Annotated in this window: 1 protein-coding gene; it reads right to left on the reverse strand. The window is 41.2% G+C overall.

What is annotated here, in order from left to right; genetic code table 11:
- On the reverse strand, positions 1–276 hold a 276-nt coding region (locus MTCD1_RS18990), incomplete at its 3' end, for a vWA domain-containing protein (protein WP_498067571.1).
- Positions 277–279: the final 3 nt, after the last annotated feature.

Below are 279 nucleotides of genomic sequence, written 5' to 3' on the forward strand. Positions count from 1 at the left end.
ATTGGGTGCTGCGCCTATTCCTACGGTATACAAACGAAAATCCCCCTGAGCGGTGTTAAGTAATTGCATAAGCTCAAATTCATTAGCGACAGCACCGTCAGTAATAAATACTATTTGGCGAATTGCTTTTGAAGACTGCGTTTTATCTTTTTTCATCATTAACGCGTTGCTTAATGGTCGGTACATTTCAGTGCCACCATTTGCACTTAAGCCATCAATGAATTGTTGTGCTTTTGAGATATTGTGTGCTGAGGCCATGTGAGTGACAGGGAACAGTAA

Origin of the sequence: Colwellia marinimaniae, assembly GCF_002207865.1 — a bacterium.
In the GTDB taxonomy this organism is placed as follows: Bacteria; Pseudomonadota; Gammaproteobacteria; order Enterobacterales; family Alteromonadaceae; genus Colwellia; species Colwellia marinimaniae.